The sequence below is a fragment of the Endozoicomonas sp. YOMI1 genome (assembly GCF_024606345.1).
Classification (GTDB): Bacteria; Pseudomonadota; Gammaproteobacteria; order Pseudomonadales; family Endozoicomonadaceae; genus Endozoicomonas.
On record NZ_JAHHPM010000241.1, the window covers coordinates 1 to 16,682 of the forward strand.

At 48.8% G+C, this 16,682-nt stretch carries 13 protein-coding genes; 9 read left to right on the top strand and 4 right to left on the bottom strand.

Annotated elements, in window-relative coordinates; genetic code table 11:
* The coding region (locus KDK15_RS08350; RefSeq protein WP_257294899.1) for a hypothetical protein at positions 1 to 418 on the bottom strand (418 nt) is incomplete at its 3' end.
* A gap of 208 nt (positions 419 to 626) precedes the next feature.
* Between KDK15_RS08350 and KDK15_RS08355 the strand changes: the two genes are divergently transcribed.
* From KDK15_RS08355 to KDK15_RS08365, 3 genes are all read left to right on the top strand, one after another.
* Positions 627 to 1,883 (top strand): HlyC/CorC family transporter, encoded by a 1,257-nt coding sequence (locus tag KDK15_RS08355; RefSeq protein WP_257294900.1) that lies wholly within the window; start codon positions 627 to 629, stop codon positions 1,881 to 1,883.
* Positions 1,884 to 2,752: 869 nt separating this feature from the next.
* Entirely contained in the window at positions 2,753 to 3,325 is a 573-nt protein-coding gene (locus KDK15_RS08360) for a chalcone isomerase family protein (protein ID WP_257294901.1), read from the top strand.
* Positions 3,326 to 3,393: 68 nt separating this feature from the next.
* Positions 3,394 to 6,537 carry a cytochrome c peroxidase gene (locus KDK15_RS08365; protein ID WP_257294902.1) on the top strand — a complete coding sequence of 1,048 codons (3,144 nt, stop codon included), beginning with the start codon at positions 3,394 to 3,396 and terminating at the stop codon, positions 6,535 to 6,537.
* A 2-nt stretch (positions 6,538 to 6,539) separates the two neighbouring features.
* Here the strand turns inward: KDK15_RS08365 and KDK15_RS08370 are convergent, their stop codons facing one another.
* On the bottom strand, positions 6,540 to 7,148 hold the full coding sequence (locus KDK15_RS08370; RefSeq protein WP_257294903.1) for a CoA pyrophosphatase: 609 nt from the start codon (positions 7,146 to 7,148) through the stop codon (positions 6,540 to 6,542).
* Between the two features lie 238 nt (positions 7,149 to 7,386).
* Between KDK15_RS08370 and KDK15_RS08375 the strand changes: the two genes are divergently transcribed.
* Positions 7,387 to 7,947, top strand: a complete 561-nt coding sequence (locus KDK15_RS08375) for an NUDIX hydrolase (protein WP_257294904.1) — start codon at positions 7,387 to 7,389, stop codon at positions 7,945 to 7,947.
* Here the strand turns inward: KDK15_RS08375 and KDK15_RS08380 are convergent.
* Together KDK15_RS08380 and KDK15_RS08385 are read right to left on the bottom strand one after the other, a co-directional pair.
* On the bottom strand, positions 7,922 to 8,314 hold the full coding sequence (locus KDK15_RS08380) for a hypothetical protein (RefSeq protein ID WP_306800276.1): 393 nt from the start codon (positions 8,312 to 8,314) through the stop codon (positions 7,922 to 7,924). The genes KDK15_RS08375 and KDK15_RS08380 overlap by 26 nt on opposite strands.
* Positions 8,315 to 8,316: 2 nt before the next feature.
* Entirely contained in the window at positions 8,317 to 9,483 is a 1,167-nt protein-coding gene (locus tag KDK15_RS08385; RefSeq protein WP_257294905.1) for a 1-acyl-sn-glycerol-3-phosphate acyltransferase, read from the bottom strand.
* A gap of 231 nt (positions 9,484 to 9,714) precedes the next feature.
* Here KDK15_RS08385 and KDK15_RS21200 point away from each other — a divergent pair, with 231 nt between their 5' ends.
* From KDK15_RS21200 to KDK15_RS08410, 5 genes are all read left to right on the top strand, one after another.
* Positions 9,715 to 10,368 carry a hypothetical protein gene (locus KDK15_RS21200; RefSeq protein WP_257294906.1) on the top strand — a complete coding sequence of 218 codons (654 nt, stop codon included), beginning with the start codon at positions 9,715 to 9,717 and terminating at the stop codon, positions 10,366 to 10,368.
* 22 nt (positions 10,369 to 10,390) lie between these two features.
* Entirely contained in the window at positions 10,391 to 10,618 is a 228-nt protein-coding gene (locus KDK15_RS08395) for a DUF2007 domain-containing protein (RefSeq protein ID WP_257294907.1), read from the top strand.
* Positions 10,619 to 10,621: 3 nt separating this feature from the next.
* The gene (locus KDK15_RS08400; protein ID WP_257294908.1) at positions 10,622 to 11,227 is read left to right on the top strand and encodes an SOS response-associated peptidase; all 606 of its coding nucleotides are present in this window, start codon (positions 10,622 to 10,624) and stop codon (positions 11,225 to 11,227) included.
* A gap of 74 nt (positions 11,228 to 11,301) precedes the next feature.
* Positions 11,302 to 14,610, top strand: a complete 3,309-nt coding sequence (locus KDK15_RS08405; protein WP_257294909.1) for an ATP-binding protein — start codon at positions 11,302 to 11,304, stop codon at positions 14,608 to 14,610.
* A partial coding sequence (locus KDK15_RS08410) for a hypothetical protein (RefSeq protein ID WP_257294910.1) occupies positions 14,594 to 16,682 on the top strand: 2,089 nt, incomplete at its 3' end. The genes KDK15_RS08405 and KDK15_RS08410, both read left to right, overlap by 17 nt.

The window sequence follows — 16,682 nt, forward strand, 5'->3', positions numbered from 1 at the left end:
CCCTCTGTTGATCATCCTGACAGGCAGCAAAACACTCCAGCCGGTCCATGTAAAAACATTCCCTTACCCGCATAACCTCCAGCGTATCTGCATCATGGAGCAGACTGCGCAGGGTCTGTATCGCCTCTGGCAGATGCTGGCAGCCCTCCGGGTTATCCTTGTGGCAAATTGCTTCACCACACTGCCAGGCCAGTGACTGCGCCATGCCGCAGTTGCGCAGATGTTCCCTCAGGTTGTCAGCACTGGCCCGCTCCCACTCCACCGTGTCTTCCCCATCGCCTTCACGGCCAGTGTCGTGAAACAGGCAGGCTTTGATCAGCAGCGGTACCATGTGGTCGGGAAATGCCTGCGCCCGGGGATCGCCGTGCAGTTTACGCTGTTGCAACAGCGGTTTTCGGAGGATTTTTTGCAGGGGCAATGGTCGCCGTTGCCAGTGCTGTCTCAGTGATTTTCGGGGCCGGGTTATTAATGACTGCTACAGGTTTAGGCACGGGCTTGTTTCTGAAATGCACAGAAAAGCACAGGCTCACTTCGTATTGGCAAATATCCGGGCTTGGGACTTCGCCCTGAAGCAGGTAAAATAGTTAGTTTTACCGGCATTGGTTCTGACAAAAGGCGACAACTCGTTGAGTGAAGCACCCTTAAGCGCATTGATTGGCGCACTCGTTTTTCTTCTGCTGTTCTCTGCATTTTTCTCCAGTTCTGAAACCGGGATGATGGCCATCAATCGCTATCGTCTCCGGCATCTTGCCCGTAAGGGTAATCGGGCAGCGAAAAGAACCAGCAGCTTGCTGGACAGGCCTGATCGACTGATTGGGGTCATTCTGATCGGCAACAATTTTGTCAACATTCTGGCTTCTGCCCTGGCCACCATTATTGCTGTCCGTCTCTGGGGAGACAGCGGTATTGCTATTGCCACCCTGAGTTTGACCTTTATTGTGCTGATTTTTGGCGAGGTGACACCAAAAACCATCGCTGCCATGTATCCGGAAAAGGTGGCCTTTCCTGCATCCATGGTGCTGGTTCCTCTATTAAATGTGCTTTATCCGATGGTGGTGCTGGTTAACTGGATCTGCTCTTTGCTGATGAGGCCGTTAGGGATACGGCCAGGTCAGGAAGGTGAGGATCAGCTGACCAGTGAAGAATTGCGGACGCTGGTGAATGAGTCCGGTCTGCGCCTGCCGAAGAAGCGCCGTGGCATGTTGCTGGGCATTCTTGACCTGGAGAAAGTGCGCGTTGATGACATTATGGTACCCAGAAATGAGGTTTACGGTATCGATATTGAGGATGATATTAAAGCGATTATTGATCAGCTAAGGGATTGTCAGCATACCCGCCTGCCGGTGTATCGCGGTGATATCAATAATACTGTCGGTATACTTCATATGCGCAAGATTGCCCGATTGCTGACGCTGGAAAAGGTCAACAAGGCGACATTGTTGCAGGAAACCGCTGAACCTTATTACATCCCCGAATCCACGCCTTTGCATACCCAGCTGTTCAATTTCCAGAAGGCCAAGGAGAGAACCGCCCTGGTTGTGGACGAATATGGCGACATTATGGGCCTGGTGACTCTGGAAGATATTCTTGAGGAGATCGTCGGTGACTTTACCACTGATGTCTCCGACAGCAGCCAGGATATTACGCCCCAGGGGGATGGCAGTTATATCATTGATGGCTCAGCCTCCATTCGGGATGTTAACAAGGCGCTGGGCTGGAATCTGCCGACGGACGATGCACGAACCATTAATGGCCTGATTACGGAAGAGATGGAAGCCATCCCTGAGGCCAGTGTGTGCTGGAAAATCAATAACTGCCGTTTTGAGATCTTGCAGGTGAAAGATAACCGGATAAAGAGTGTCCGGATGTTTATGGCGAAATAATGCTCAAGGGTTTGTTTTGAATGCGTCTCGTACAGCCTCCTGGGCATTTTTGCATATCTATCCTGACTGTTCTCCTGATTCTTCAATCTCCGGTGCTCCGTGATTATTGGCCGAGAAAAATACTCTCTTTTTCTGAAAGAATGAGAAACTTTTTTCAAACACTTTAGTCAAACCTTGGGTAAATAAACCTAAGTAAGGCAGATTATTATGAATGCAACAGGCTGTATGGCAAGTAACCAGTATACTTGTCCGGAAATAACCCCATCGCGGTGCGATGCTATTGAAAATGCGGCTTTAACCGCTGGTATTATCTGCGCCGCAGGTGGCGCTGGTGCAATGTCCGGGTATCTAATCAGGATTTGTACAGACGTTAATCTCTTGACAGCATTAGGCGGGGGTGGCTTAACTGGTGCCTGTATGGCTTGCATGGGTTTGGTGGCTGAAGATGCATTCCGGTGCCGTAGTATATCTGTGCCAAGTGACACCAGCCCCAATCATTTGCCAGTAGCGAATCAGCCTGGAAGAAGCCCGGTGCTTCAGGATGTAATCCGGTCTAATGAAGCTGTCAATAGAAGGTCTTACTGTGAAAACGATGACCAAAAGACAGACAAAAGCAGAGCAGCTTATCCCTCTATTATTTTGACGGAACCACCGCCCTATGAAGAATTGTCCTCTAATTCTAAGAAGTTAAATTAGCATTTAACATTGCAAAACCTGTGCTATGACTGTTAGGAATCAGGGAGGTAGAGAGTTATACAGGCAACAGGCGGTACATGAATAATAGAGTTGTACAATTACTCTATGAATCCTTTTGGTGAATTTATCCGTATAGCCTGTAATAGCTATCCATAATAAGGCAAGGGTTCGCCATGAAAAAAAATGGAGCGAGGTTCTATCTTGTCTCTCTGCCCGATGTTTTCATTCTGCTGGTTTTCTTGATCACCCTGTTTTCCGTTCAGAGTTTCGCCCAGAATGCTATGAATGTTAAACAGGATTATCCTGTCTGGGGACGGTGGAAGACGGTTGGGCATTCAACTTTGCAATGGGGTTTTTGGGATATCTATGATGCTCAGTTGAAAACGCCCTCTGGCCTTTATGACGTTGATAAACCCGCTGGTACTGATGTAGCGCTGCTTATTGACTATCGACGAAAGATCAGTAAAAAACGATTACTTTCGGCGACAGACCAACAGTGGGCTCACCTCGGGGTTTCCCGGGAGAATAGAAAGCGCTGGATTAAGGAGCTAAGCAAAATATGGAAAGGCGTTCGTGCGGGTGACCGTTTGGTTTTTGTGCTGTCAGCATCCGGTGGACGTTTCTATTTTGGTCACCATTTTCTGGGTAAGATTGACGATTTGCAGCTGGCCAGAACCTTTATGGATATCTGGCTTTCAGACAATACAGCCTATCCGGAACTCCGGCAACAGCTTATTGGGAAATAACGCACATTAAAAGTTACTGATTTCTCTGTCGATGATAGCTAATAAATGAATTTATTAGTCTATTTGAAATGAACAATAAAACCGTATTCTTTTATCTTGGCGTGGTCTTTTTTGGACTCTCCCGGTTTGCAGATGCTGACGTATTAACGGATATCTCAGACGCATCCATCCGGAAGCTGCTCCGGTCCCACCAGATTACCGGCACTCCTGAACCGGATACACCTTTCGAGCCATTTTCCTCACCGGTGGTGAAGTTAGGCAGAAAGTTATTTTTCAGCCCCGATTTAAGTCTCAGTGGCACAGTATCCTGTGCCAGTTGCCATCATCCGGAAACCGCTGGCGGTGATGGTCTGGCGCTGCCCGTCGGTGTGATCGTTAACGACCATACGCTGTTCGGGCAAAAGCGGCTGGATGCCCTGAAAGGTTTATATCCGGACCAATACGAAGAGCTGCTGATCCCCAGAAACTCGCCGACCGTATTTAACGCTTCGCTGTACAGAGAGAATTTATTCTGGGACGGGCGGTTGCAATACCTTCAAGAAGAATTGCCCGAATCTGATATTACATCACCCTCCTGTGGTGTTGGTCGTAATGGAAGGCTGGTGCGTCTTGGTAAGGGCTATTCCAATCTGCGACCAGAATGCTACGAGGAGAAGAGCCTGTTGCAGGCACAGGCCCGGCTACCGATGGTCTCGCCTTTTGAAATGAAGGGCTTGAAGGATGCGCACTACAATCACCATGAACTCTATGAAGTGATCATACAACGACTTCAGTCTAACCCCCAGTGGTGCAGCGTTTTCCGGCAGGCTTTTGCCGATTCTGAAGCAGCCACCTGCAAAGACATGATTCATATCGACCGGATTACCGAGGCATTATCCAGGTTTCAGGGGCACCTGGTGTTTATCGACAATGCTTTTTTTCGTTACGTAAAAGGTAAGGGCGATTTGACGCCGCTGGAAAAAGAGGGGCTGAAGCTCTTTTTTACGCCACTGGTTCGCAATGGTGCCGGTTGCGCGGGATGCCACAGTGGCAATAATCTGTCCGATGAGCGGTTTTATAATATTGGTGTTGCGCCTTACGGACGGGGAGCTAATGGGCGCGGTCTGGACTACGGTCGTAAAAATTTCAATTTTAAGCAGATACCCTATTCGTTCCGTACCCCAAGTCTGCTGAATGTTGCTTTGACAGGGCCTTATTTTCACAATGGTTCAGCCGGGTCTCTTTACCAGGTAATAGAGGCTCATACGCTGCAATGGCAATTCCTCCAGATGGATGACAGAAAAAATAAGTCGCCAATCGTTCGGACTATCCGCAGTATCGCCATGCAAGACCCCAATTACCGACGGTTGCCTTACCAATTGGAACCGTCCCGGATCAAGGCATTAATTGCATTTCTCAACACATTGACAGACTCCTGTGTAAATAAACGTCAGTGTTTAGACTATCTGGTTGACCGGCAGCCGATTATCACGGAGCTGGAAAAAACAGATGATGTCAAGCAACCGTTGCTGCCTTTGGTTCAAACGCCAGAATTATCAGGTGAGCGGGCGGTTGCACCACCTCCCGTTCAAGGCTGTGCAGGAAATGCCCCGGGCGTGAAATCTGTTGATGTTACTGCCACCCCGTTAACGAATATCACTCAGTCCAGCGGTCTGGATCATCAGCGGATTATTGGTCTGGTTAAGCCCGGATGGATAATGGATGTCATAAACTGGTCTGGCTTGTCGGCATTTGATATTGATAATGATTGCCTGGATGATTTGATTTTTAATGATAATCAGGGAAATGTCATCGTCTACTATCAGCAGCCATCCGGTGGGTTTCGAAAAGAGATGCTGGAGCTTCCCAATATTAACACAACGGGTGCCATTACTCCGCTGGTGGCGGATATTGATGGTGACTACAAGGCGGATCTTTTTCTCGGGAACAGTGGCAGTTATTTTCCCCAGATTATTTTCAATGTGGTCGAAGCTCCTTCATCCATGGTGCTGAGCAATGTTAAGGGTCCGACGTTAAATGCCAGTTTTGGTGATCTTGATCAGGATGGGCACCTGGACATGGTGATGGCCTTCTGGCGTACCTACAAGTCAGCACGTCAGCCACAGGTGTGGCGTAATCATGGCTATCGTAACCTGCGGCCTGAGGGTATCGCCTATCCTGGCCTGAGGCACAGCTATGGCGATGTATTTCATGGGAATGGCAAGTTTCAACAGCAGCATGAACTGCCGTTGTTTGGCGATAGTGATTTTACTTTTACGCCCAATATGGTTGATTTTGATAATAATGGCACCCCGGATGTGCTGCTGACAGCGGATTTTTTTACCTCTCAACTCTGGCAATCAACGTCTGAAGGCTTGCAAGATATCACGGATATCAATGTCATTAATGGCAGTTTTGGCATGGGGGCAGCCATTGCCGATTTTGACAACGATGGTGATATGGATTGGTTTGAGAGCAGTATTTACAGCCCTGAGTGGAATAAGAAATTTACCGGCAACCGGCTGTATGAAAACTCAGGAAATTTTAACGTCAGCGATGCTACGGAAAAATCAGGTTTGCGAAAAGGGGGTTGGGGTTGGGGCAGTTGTGCCGCTGATTTCAATAATGACGGGTTGCTGGATATTTTTCATACCACAGGTTTCGGAACTGTGCCAGAAACAGCTTATTTCAACTCTGAACGGGAAAAACAGCAGAGCCTTAAGGTTTTGCAAAACCATTCTGAATTTCATAACTCCAGACCAAGGCTGTTTATTAACCAGGGTGACATGACATTTTCAGATGAATCTGCCGCGTGGGGGTTAACCGAGGTGAATGATGGCCGTGGCATTGTCTGTTTCGATTATCAGCAGGATGGAGATATTGATATTGTCATCAGCAACTGGGAAGGCATGCCAACGTTCTATCGCAACAACAATACGGACAACAATGACTGGCTATCGGTAAAGCTGGTAGGTTTACCGGGAAACACCGAGGCGTTAGGGGCCAGGCTCTATCTTCATACTGATCAGGGAGTACAGTATCGGGAGTTGCGCTTTGAGAACAACTACGTATCGGCCAACCCCAGGCAGTCTCACTTTGGCTTGGGACGGGATAGAAAGATTGAAAAACTGGTGATCAAGTGGCCCGCACCGGATCGGGAGTCAACAATAATAACCACACCGGACAAAAATCAGCGACTGGTTATCTATCACCCGGCCCTGGAACAGAACTAATATCATGCTTTGTGCCGGGGGAAATGGCTGTTGAAGTGAGGAGCGTTCAGTGAGATGTCGGCATCCAGGGTAATGTTCAGGAACTCCACCAGCATCACGGCCGTCAGCCCCCATATCAGGTACTCCCCATAGTAAAAGGATGGCATCATGTAGTCCTGATTAAGTAGTTTCCAATGATTGAGTGTCAGGTTATTCTTGTCGAGAAAGTAGCTTAACGGGACTTTAAAAATTCGATCCAGTTCTGCCATATTGGCTCTTAGTGGCGTGTCTGCGGCAATAATCCCGACAATAGGGGTGACTTCCAGGCCAAAGCGCGAGACCACCGAGCCGGTTTGACCAATGATTCTGACGGCTTCCGGGGGGAGGGCGATCTCTTCAAAGGACTCCCTTAATGCGGTATGGACCAGGTCTCTGTCGGATAGGTCACGCTTGCCTCCCGGGAACGCAACCTCACCACTGTGAGTGCTCATATGGGGGGCTCGCCGGGTAAACACCAGCTCTGGTTCCGATGCATTGGTAATGGGTATCAAGACTGCGGCTTCTGGCAGTTGGGCATCTATTGTTCTGGGCTGGTGGTTTTGCAGCCGTTCTTCAACCTGGTTCAACATCATGGTGACTTCAGAGGCATCCTTGCAAGGGACTTGAATTTATCATAAGTAGCTCAGCCGGATTTATCCAGTGTTCTTAGGGCCTGTTGAGGTTTTGTTGTGTACACAGAGTCAATAATCATATTGCCTATTATTAACTCTTCGTCGTGTATCTTGTAAAACAGTTTGTTCATCCCTGAGGGTTTGTTACTCTGGTATTGTGCCTCTTTATCCGTTTGCCAGAAACAAGGAGTGAACGTTGATGACAGGATCCTCTATGCATTACTGCAGTGTCTGCGGTCATAAGACTCAAAGAAAAGTGCCTGAAGGGGATCATCGCCTGCGGGATGTGTGTAATCACTGTCAAACCATTCATTATCAGAACCCCCGGGTTATCACCGGATGTCTGCCCGTTTACCAGGATAAGGTATTGATGTGTAAACGGGCGATTGAGCCAAGAAAGGGGTTCTGGACGCTGCCCGGTGGCTTTATGGAGTTGGGAGAAACCATCGAAGAAGGGGCGGCACGGGAAACCCGCGAAGAAGCCTGTGCGGATGTTACCATCGAATCACTCTATACACTGTTTAATGTGGTGCATGTAGGTCAGCTGTCGGCTTTCTTTCTGGCGACACTGGACCGCCCGGATTTTGCGCCGGGGGAGGAGAGTCTGGACGTTTCCCTCTTTACAGAAGATGAGATCCCCTGGGACCAACTGGCATTTTCTACCATTGGCCGCACGCTCCGCCATTATTTTGCCGATTGCCGGGAAGGGGTATTTCCCATGAGGCTTGAGTATGTCACGCCTCCACAGCGACGAGACTGACAGGGTGGAAATCGAAGGCAGGCATTTCATAAGGGTGTGCCTGCAGTAGCGCCTTAATGGCTGGTTTTAAAAACGGCTCCTGACAAATCATTTCTACTTTCCATGTTTCTTCTGTATGGATTTCGTTGGGTTGTCCGGAAAATGGCTGGCTTCCCGGTAAGGGGCGAAACTGGCCGGTCCCCGGGGTTTGCCAGCAACAGCAATCATAGGTTCCATAACGACCAGCGCCTGCAGTAAACATGGCCTCCTTGACCGTTTCAAGCCAGGGCGAAGGAATCATTACACAGACTTTGTACGCCTTCGTTTCAGGTGTGTTATTTGCGCTGTCTGAAGAGCGTGTTTCGGGTTGTGCAGTTGATTCCTTCATGTTTATGAACCGTAACGGAAATGATTAATCACCGGCTGGGCGTACATCTTTAAGAACCACGGGCGATATAGCTCAGGGCAGCGCTCCAGGTGTCGGGTGAATTCATCGCGTTTTTTCTGCAGATCAATAGCGGGAAATATCTGATGGATCCCCGGAACTTGAATAACCTGCTCATGCTGGTTTATCTCACTGCTGATCGCTTCCCAGGCAAACAGGTTGGATGGCTGAAGCTGATAGTTATGGTGAATCTGATGGTTAACCTCTTTCACCACCGAGGCGGCATCTTCGAAGTCCCGGGTCAGCGGTTTGCCAAAAGCAACATGCACATGCCCTTTGTAACCTTCTATGCCCTTGACAATGCTGTTCAAGTCTTCATCATCGGCTTTTTGATACTGACCGGTCTGTTGTATCTCATACAGTTCCCGGGCCTTGTCGCAGTCGCATGGGTCAAATTCGTAAGAGATGGAGACCGGTACAATATTCAGTGAGCGAATATTGTCAGCAAAAGCGCTCTGTTTGCCACGACGGCTCAGGTTAAACATTTTGATAATGGCCGGATCGGTCTGGTCGTTACCATCCTTGGCCCGGCCTTCACTCTGGGCAATCCAGACCGGCTGGCCGGAATCGATGCAATGGTGAATGTAGGCAGAGAGATTCTGGAAGGCGAGCAGCTTTTCCCGTCGCGCTGACAGTGACCGTTTGACGATAAAGCTTTTGTTCAGACGCATCAGGTCACTGACAAAAGGGCGTTTGACCAGGTTATCACCGATGGCTATCTGGCAGGTTTCCATGTCGTTAAGGTAGAGTGCGTAGTTGACCAGTGCCGGATCCAGAACAATATCCCGATGGTTGGATAGAAACAGGTACGCTCTGTCCTTGTTCAGGTTCTCAATGCCTGAAAAAGACACCTTATGGGTGGTGGTTTTGATCACCCGGGTCAGATAGGGCTCGATAATGGCCTGAAAATCCCGGACATTATGGATATTTCGTGTTTTGTACTTTAACGCCAGAGAGGTGATCCAGGTCATGGCTCCGGAAAACTGCCGGGTTAAACCGGGGTAACGGTGTTTTGCCATCACATGGAGCAGGTCTTTATCATTTAACAGGCGTGCAAGTGTAGGCCGGACCTCATGGTCATGGTAAGGGCGGATATCGTCAAAAGCTTCCATTTGTGCCAATGCTTTGAGGTCAGATAAGGAAAAAATCGTTATTGATTGACGGGCTATTATATTTCATGGATTGACTGCCGGTCTGTATAGACACTGTCGCGTAATGTAACTGAGCCGTATGGAGGATGCAAACCAGAAGGTTTTTCACTGGGTAAGTATTTGTGCGATTGAAGTGATAACGAAACTGGAATTGGTTGCCGGGTGACTTTTATTGCTCACATGGAAATCGCTGTGAGGAATACCTGCAAAACCGATCCTGAACATCATATAATCATGGTGTCAGGTTCCCGGAACCTGACCATTTATAAAAATGCCAGGCAGGGGTTGTTCATGTTGAAGCAGTTTAAGAGTGCTGTCAGTTTGGTGGTATTACTGGCCACGGTAACAGGGCCGGTCTGGGCTACCACCCCTGTTAGCGGTGCTGTAGCTCAGGGGCAGTTAAGCGAGGCGATTCAAATTCTCCACTCAGGCCAGGGAGCAAACCCGGCTAAAGCCATTAACGCTTTGCAGCGTATTGCCAGCCAGGGGGATCGGCAAGCCCGGGCCGAAGCCATGCTCTGGCTGGGCAGAGCTTATCGTGACGGGCTTGCCGGGACCGGTAAGGATATTGGCATGGCTTTTGAGTATTTCCAGCAGGCTGCCGGGCGTGAAGGACTGAATCCTGAAGCACAGTATGAGCTTGGACGGGCCTATCTCAAGGGTGAAGGCACTGACCGCAATCTGATCGCGGCCTATATGTGGACAGAGCTCAGTCTGCAGACCCCGTCGAAAATATCGGCGTCTGCAGAAGCTCAGAAAGCCAGGCTGGTTACTATGCTCAATACGGTTCAACTGGAAAAAGCCAGGCAGCTGGTGGAACAGTTGGCCACCCTTTATCTGCAATAATCAGGCTCTTTTTTGGTAGAAAATGATTAAAGTGTATAGCCCGGAAAATCTGGTGGAAGCTCAATGCCTGAAGGATCTGCTGACCAGTCGTCGTATTTTCTGCCATCTGGCCGGTGTTGACCTGATCGGCGCAATGGGAGAGTTGCCTGCCATTGGTTTGCTGGCGCTGTACGTTGATGATGCTGATGCTGGCCTGGCAAAAGAGTTGATTGAAGATTACCTGGATGCTGAGCCGGAAGAGGTGGAGTAATTCATGTGCAGCCGTTACTCATTCAACCTGCCCAGGGTTGACCTTGGCTTGCTTGGCATAAGCGATATTTTATCTCAGCAACCCGCTCAACAGGTGGTGCCGGGGCAGCAGGTGTGGCTGGTTCGTTATAATGAACAGGGTGCACCTGAGCTGGCCCGGGCCAAGTGGGGGCTTGCCCCGTCATGGTTGCAGGATTTATCCCGTGCTCAGATCAATGCCCGTGTGGAGACTGCATCTGAGTCAAGAATGTTCAAAAAAGCCTGGCAGGACAGGCGTTGCCTTATTCTGGCGGATAGCTACTACCAATGGCATATGACTCCTGGCAACCGACGTCAGCTATGGCGTATCGGTGCCAGGGATGGTTCACTGATACTGATGGCCGGATTATGGGAGCGGTTCACGGTCGACAGCACCCTGTCTTTTGATTCCTGCGCTGTGTTAACCATGCCGGCAATGCCGCCGTTAATGTTGATCGCTGACCGAATGCCTGCGTTGCTGACTGCCAGTCATGCACAGAGCTGGCTGTCCGGAGCACCTTTTGATATAGATCGTTTTTCTACCTCTCTTGCCAGCTTTCCTTTTCACAGCCAGAATATCCTGAAGCGCTGACTTTGCGTTAATCAGAATCTCCATTCACTGCTGAAATGCTGGTCTATCATTAGCGTTCATTGTGGCCGTTTGCAGTGAATCCAGTGCAATTTTCCATTAGAAAAAAAATCATTTTTTTTACTGTCGTGCCTGTCACGCTTCTGTACAACCTGATCTTTGGTATTCACCTCTACTTCTCACTCAAACAGGCTACGGACGCGGTAGCCAAAGGGTTGATTGAGCAGGTCTGGCATAATGCCGTCAAGATTGACAGTCATACCCAGCAGTTGATGACCATGACCTCCTTCATGGCGGATATGTTGAGTCGGATGCCTGTGACTGATCATGCCATGATAAAACATTTTCTCAGTGATCTGGTGGAAAGAAACTCTCTGGTTCGGGGCTTTACTTATGTAAAGCTCGGCAGCAGCTTGCAGCACTGGGATGTCTTTCATGCCTATATGAATGAGTGCAGGGTCAAGCTGGATGAAACCGTCGATACCGGGCTGTTTCCTGTCCAGTTCTGGTGGGCCAATCAGGGGCAGCAGAAAGAGGGGTTCTGGACATCACCAAGAGGGTCTGCGGATAAAGGGTGGATTGTCAGCTATATTGTGCCGGTCTTTTCAGCGAACACGCTGTATGGCTATTTCTGGATGGATATCAGCCTTGACGACCTGCGTCATCAGCTGGTGGAAAACACCACGGGAAATGCCAGTTTTTCTATCGTTAATGGCGCAGGAGAATACCTTCAGACGGATAGTGAAACGCCAAAACGATATCAGTTAAACAGCATTCATCAAAGCCAGTTCTATTACGGTTCACCGGGGTTATGGCATGACCTGGAAGAGCTGATTGAAAGAGGCGAGCCCGCTTTTCGACACAAGTGGGTGCCGGTCCGGCAGAATGAGTACTGGTTGATGGGGGCACCGATTAAATCGGCTTCCTGGTGGATGATCAGTTATGCCCCGAGGGAAACCGTACTGGCTCCGGTTATTGATCAGGCGCAAATTAATGCATTGCTGATGCTACTCTCCCTGACACTCATATTTACCTGTGCCAGCCTGGTGTCGGTGAGAATTACCCGTCCGATTATCCGGTTGAAGCGAGCCATGGATGACTTTACCTACCGTCGGGTAATGCCGGTTATTACCCATATAAGCCGGGATGAAATTGGCAGTTTGACAGAAAGTTTCCAGCAACTGGTGACCAGGCTGGCGGACCGGGAGAAAGCACTTCATCAGGCCAGAACCAGCAATATAGGTCATTTGCTCGAGCGGCTGAGGGGAAATTATTTCTATTTCAACCTCAATAAGGATGGGTGTGTTACCCATGTGAGTCCGTCAATAGAAGCTATTTTGGGCTATACACAAAGGGAGTTTCTTCGTCCATTGATCGGGTATCTTGCTACCCGGGACAGTAAATTAAGTTTTCGGGATCAGTTTCGTGAGGCTAAGCAGGGGCGGTTGGGCGATACCTTTGAGCTGGATATCCGGCATCTGAATGGCAGTATCCGCAGGCTGGAAATCTTCTGGAGCGATATCGGGGATTTGGAAGGCAGGCAATATCTTGTTGAAGGGCTGGCCAATGATATTACCGATCGGGTAAGCGATACCAAGAAATTCAAGCTGTTACTGGACAGTGCGCCTGATGCAACCATCATTGCCACACCGGAAGGCATTATTGGCATGGCCAACAGCAGGACGGAAGACCTCTTTGGCTTTCACCGGGAAGACCTGGTCAATATGCCCCTGAGCCTGCTGACGCCCCTGGAAAACCGGTCAGGACATCCCCTACTGGGTGATTTGGAAAAGGCCAGTTGGGAGCAGCTGTGCCTGGTGGGTTATGAATCCAGGGGTATTGATCGTAAGGGTCGGGTTTTCCCGGTAGAAATCACCAGCAACCCCTTGAAAACCGACGATGGACTGCTGATCTCCATGGTGGTTCGTGACATCACTGAGCGCAAACGCATTGAACATGAGTTGATGCGGGCCAAGGAAGAGGCTGAGCGGGCCAACCTGGCCAAAGGTCTGTTCCTCTCCAATATGAGTCACGAGTTGAGAACACCGCTGAATGGGGTGCTTGGCAATGCTCAGCTGTTGTTAAGAAATCTCTCATTAACGTCTGCCCAGCGAAAAAGCCTGAACACTATTGAGGCCAGTGGCCAGCATTTGCTGTCACTGATTAACGATATTCTCGATTTAACCAAAATTGAGTCCAGCAAGATCGAGTTACACCCTTCTGCCGTCAGGTTGCTGGAGTTACTGCGTGGGGTGCGCAATATTCTGATGGAAAGAGCGGTCAGCAAGGGGCTGGAGTTACGCCTGTTGCCCATTGGCACGTTACCGGAAATTGTCATGCTGGATGAAATCAAGGTTCGTCAGGTGCTGCTGAATCTACTGAGTAACGGGGTTAAGTACACGGTTAAGGGGTGGGTTGAATGCAGGGTTTCCGTGGAGGGTAATGATATTGTCTTTGAAGTCCGCGACACCGGTGTCGGTATTGCCCATGAGGATCTGGAGAGGGTCTTTGAACCTTTTCGACAGGTTCATCTGGGTTTGCAGATTGGCGGCACTGGCCTGGGTCTGGCGATCAGTCGGCGGTTGGTCTCGGCCATGGGTGGGGAGCTTGATGTCATCAGCGAGCCCGGTAAGGGGAGTCGTTTTATTTTTGTTCTGCCGCTGGTTCTGGGCAGTTTTGAAGCGCTGAAAGAGCATCAGCGCCTTTTGCCCGGTTCCATTTATGTTCATTTGGATGAGCGCTTCCGGGGGGTTCGGGTTCTGGTGGTGGATGATGTTGAAAGTAATCGGGATATGATGGCCGGGTTGCTTGACTCAGCCGGTTTCAGGGTTGATACCGCCGGTAATGGCCTTCAGGCGGTTGAAGCGGTGAAGCAGGTGGATTTTGACTTGATTTTGATGGATATCTCCATGCCGGTGATGGATGGGGTGTCAGCGATCAGGAAAATTCGTGAGCTTCCCGGAAAAGTATCGGTCAAGGCAGTGGCTGTGACCGCGAGTGTCAGTCATGAGGCCAGGGAGCGGTTGTTGATTCAGGGGTTTGATGAATACATTGGCAAGCCGCTGGATGCCGGGCTGATGTTTGATAAAATTCGCTGTTTACTGGGTGTTGATTATGTCTCAGCGTTGCCAAAGCCAGAGTGGAATGAGGATGCTTTGCTGCAAAGTCTCAAAGAAATGCGTATGGATAGCTTTGTTCATGCCGTTATTTCTGCTTTTGAGCAGGGCGATCTGGAGTCTCTGGAGCAGGCGCTGCACTCATTTGAGAATGACCCGGCATTGGCCGATGTGATTGGCTTCCTGCTGATGCTGACGGCGGATATGGATATTGCCAGGCTGGAAAATTTTATTGGTCAGCTGGTAGAAAATTTTGACCATAGACGTTGAGGCATTATCAGTCAGTTTTATTGATATGGATTCATTATCAAAAGCAGCAAATTCATTCTCGACAGCAGCGTTTACCAATCCTGAGATTTGCCCGGTGCAACCGGGCAAAAATTCAACCCCTGAAACTGCACACTGCCAGTCCCCGGGTAACAGAGAACAGCTAAGACAGGAATTGCTGGATGCTGTGAAGGTCGGCACGTTAGGTGCTCGACAGATTAGGATGAGTTCCGCAAAATCAGGTCATGCAAGATTCAAAAAAGAGTCGGATTATCTTGACCATAACGATGAGTTACCAAAAGGACCAAGGCCCGTCATCCTGATTATGGAAGATGTACCCACGATATTAAGACCGAACCATGTCACAGTTGGTCTTATAAAACCCGGTACGCTCGCTGCCTATAAAAAAAATGCCATTACATCCACCTTAAAGAACAATGCGGTAAAGCCGGATGAGCTTTCTGCCAAATGCCTGCCTGACCACAGTTCACTGCAAAAGAAAATGGAGGAGAGAGCTAAACGAATCTGTACCGTTTATAAGGGGTCTTCATCCGGTAAACTGCGCTGGAATGGCACATTCAAACCGCCTGAATTCGGTGAAAAAGATTATAAAAAGTTAACACGCCATTCAGAATGGTTAACCACCGGGTATAAAAAATCACAAATCAAGTGCTTTCTTTCTGTAAAAGAGGACCTTGGCAAAGACATTACCGATCATTTGCAGGATAAACACCAATTAGAAGAAACTTTTGGCATTGAACCATTGCCCTGGCTGGTTTATTCCCAGCAAAGCGGCTCTGCAGAGGTTTATTTTGAGGAGGAACTCAGTGGTCATCTGTCAGGGCTGTATGAAGCCAGGCTCGCTAATTTTTCGATATCCCATAACATTGCTGAAGATGCTTTCAAGCGGGTATTGAATCTTCTGCCAATGCCGTTAAAAGCAAAGACCCTGAATCAACAGCATCTGCAAGCGATGCAGTATCCATTTCAGGATATGATAAAACTGGTAACGAACCCGGGCTTCAATCATCAACACTTAAGGGAATTAATAGACCAGATTTGGAAATTAATAGACCAGGATTTCCCGGTTCAAAAAACGTTTCTTTACAAGGGGAAGTGCCAGACAGTACTTGATTTGTTGATCCAGTCAGCAACAACGTTATGGTTACAAGATCATAGACTTAGTATGTCTCTGTATAATAACAAACAAGAGCATACGGGAGAGACAGCTGACGAGGAAGATGTTTTTTTCCAGTTATCTACTGAGCTGGCCAGACGCGGGGTGTCTTTTAGTGAAAAAAATGGCAAGTATCTGTTAAGGGAATTTTATTCGATTAGACTTTGCTGTCGTCTAAAGGCATTGGGATTATCCTACAAGGGGGGCAATTTATGGTTTTTAATTACTGATGTCTCCTTCTTTAATGATCCGGCTGTCATGCTGGAGTTTCATCAACGATGCCAGAGACTCAGTTCAGCAAAACTGCAAGAAGCGTTTCACTACGTCCTTCGACGACCTTTTCAAGCATATCACCCCTATGACCAATTAAAGAACTATTTATTAGCTCTGTTTCGTTTTGGTGAACCCGATGAGCAAATATTCAGCGCTGTGAGAGAAAAAATAGCAGACACCAGTGCTAATGGCATTGAACAATCTCTGGGAACACTTTGTGCAGATGATTATATCCACTGGGTTAAAGAACTCTGGGAGCGGCGGGATCAAGAGCCCTTTTATCAGCAGTGGCCAGAAAATATCAAAAAAGGGCAACAACAAATAGACGAACTGCAAAAGTCCTTCGGCCTTACCGGCAGTCAATCTGCCTCATTGATGCAACCAACAGCGTTGCAATTTATCGTCGACGCCTTCAGCAAACCACCGGTTCTGCCCAATGCCAAAGATAACGAAGAGACCATTCTGAGAATCTTACAGCACTATTACCGACGTCCCGGACCAGAGCGAGTCATCCAATGCCTTGGCAGTGACACATTGCCCGTGGTGTGGAAGCCTGCTCACAGCTGCAGTCATGTATTGCGGGCCCGGAACAATCTGTTGTGGTATATCGAGTTGCTGGAGAAAT